The sequence below is a fragment of the Micromonospora sp. CPM1 genome, assembly GCF_023896895.1.
GTDB lineage: Bacteria > Actinomycetota > Actinomycetes > Mycobacteriales > Micromonosporaceae > Micromonospora > Micromonospora tulbaghiae.
The window spans coordinates 1-2,262 of record NZ_JAMHIU010000057.1; the positions used below are offsets into that span (position 1 = coordinate 1).

At 71.1% G+C, this 2,262-nt stretch carries 2 protein-coding genes; both read right to left on the reverse strand.

Annotated elements, in window-relative coordinates:
- Nucleotides 1-468, reverse strand: a 468-nt coding sequence (locus M8C11_RS30070; protein ID WP_252454803.1) for a hypothetical protein, incomplete at its 3' end; no start/stop codon positions are given.
- A gap of 399 nt (nt 469-867) precedes the next feature.
- Entirely contained in the window at nt 868-1,503 is a 636-nt protein-coding gene (locus tag M8C11_RS30075; protein ID WP_252454805.1) for a hypothetical protein, read from the reverse strand.
- Nucleotides 1,504-2,262: the final 759 nt, after the last annotated feature.

Below are 2,262 nucleotides of genomic sequence, written 5' to 3' on the forward strand. Positions count from 1 at the left end.
TCGGAACAGCACATACTCCGCAACGGGCTCCGTGCGATCCGGATGCATCTGCTCGATGGCGAAGCGGTAGGGGCGACCAGCATGCAGCAGCAAGTCCAGCCCGATCGGCGCAGAGGAATTGCCCCGTACGGCGACGGCGCGCACGCGGTAGTCGCGAGGCACGGTGATCGTGCCGAACAGCGTCTCGGGCAGACCGCTATCGCGTGGGTTCGGCTCCAACTCAAGAGCGATGCCGGGTACCGGCCCGGGGCCGAGCCGGTCATGCTCGCGGTCACGCTCGATCGCCGCGATAGCGGCGGCCTCCCGCGCCGAGTCCTGAGCTGCCTTTGCCGACACCTCGGCAGCGTCGGCGGAGCGCTGTGCCTCGCTACGGGAGCCACGCGACACCACCCAGGACAGTACCGCCGCGACCACGCCGCCCAGGGCAATGAGCACGGTGATGACATTGAGCCAAGTCACCTCATCCACGGTCGCGGACTCTACCTCCGACATGGACTGTCTCGGCGGATGCGGCCGACTGCCGACGAGGCTGTTCAAAGTTTCTGTACGTCTTCAAGGCGGCCCGCAACGGGCCGCACGCGCCGCCGCCTGGGCGCGCGCCGGCCGCGCCGCTTGGTCGCTCTGCGGCCGTCACGCCAACGCCCGGCGGCTGGCGCGGAGAGCGGGGAGCCCGGGGCCGCCGCAGACGGGATAGCGGGAGAGTGGTCAAGGGTCCATCGTCGGCAGCCGGGCCGCGCCGCGCCTGAGCAGCGCGGCGCAGGAGAGGGCGCGCCGGGTCCGCGCAGCAAGCCCTAAGCGTGGGGGCGGTGGTCCGCCGAGGGCATGCCGGTCGTCCAGGAGCCGGCTCCGCATTCGCACAAGGTCAGGTCAACCCCTCGCCTGGGAGGGGGAGGGTGGCCGCCGCTGCCCAGGTCCGAGCCCGGGAGCCGGGTCCGTACAGGGCGAGGTCAGGTCAACTGCGCCACTGTGGCGGTGTCCGCCGGGGGCTCGGCCCGTGACACGAGAGCCGACTCCAGCTACGTGCGTCAAGGTCCGTCGGAACAGCACATACTCCGCAACGGGCTCCGTGCGATCCGGATGCATCTGCTCGATGGCGAAGCGGTAGGGGCGACCAGCATGCAGCAGCAAGTCCAGCCCGATCGGCGCAGAGGAATTGCCCCGTACGGCGACGGCGCGCACGCGGTAGTCGCGAGGCACGGTGATCGTGCCGAACAGCGTCTCGGGCAGACCGCTATCGCGTGGGTTCGGCTCCAACTCAAGAGCGATGCCGGGTACCGGCCCGGGGCCGAGCCGGTCATGCTCGCGGTCACGCTCGATCGCCGCGATAGCGGCGGCCTCCCGCGCCGAGTCCTGAGCTGCCTTTGCCGACACCTCGGCAGCGTCGGCGGAGCGCTGTGCCTCGCTACGGGAGCCACGCGACACCACCCAGGACAGTACCGCCGCGACCACGCCGCCCAGGGCAATGAGCACGGTGATGACATTGAGCCAAGTCACCTCATCCACGGTCGCGGACTCTACCTCCGACATGGACTGTCTCGGCGGATGCGGCCGACTGCCGACGAGGCTGTTCAAAGTTTCTGTACGTCTTCAAGGCGGCCCGCAACGGGCCGCACGCGCCGCCGCCTGGGCGCGCGCCGGCCGCGCCGCTTGGTCGCTCTGCGGCCGTCACGCCAACGCCCGGCGGCTGGCGCGGAGAGCGGGGAGCCCGGGGCCGCCGCAGACGGGATAGCGGGAGAGTGGTCAAGGGTCCATCGTCGGCAGCCGGGCCGCGCCGCGCCTGAGCAGCGCGGCGCAGGAGAGGGCGCGCCGGGTCCGCGCAGCAAGCCCTAAGCGTGGGGGCGGTGGTCCGCCGAGGGCATGCCGGTCGTCCAGGAGCCGGCTCCGCATTCGCACAAGGTCAGGTCAACCCCTCGCCTGGGAGGGGGAGGGTGGCCGCCGCTGCCCAGGTCCGAGCCCGGGAGCCGGGTCCGTACAGGGCGAGGTCAGGTCAACTGCGCCACTGTGGCGGTGTCCGCCGGGGGCTCGGCCCGTGACACGAGAGCCGACTCCAGCTACGTGCGTCAAGGTCCGTGCGTGGTTGCGTAGGCCATCCCGCCAGCCGACCACCCCGGACGAGCCGAGCCCCAACCACCCGCCAGCGTCGAAACTTGCGTCAAGGTCCGCTTGACGTGGCAGGCCCGGCCGGCCCGCTCGTCAGCAGGAAGGTCGATGGTGGTGTGAACAACCCAGGCTGTGGACGATGGGCCAGCGTGAACCTGGAAA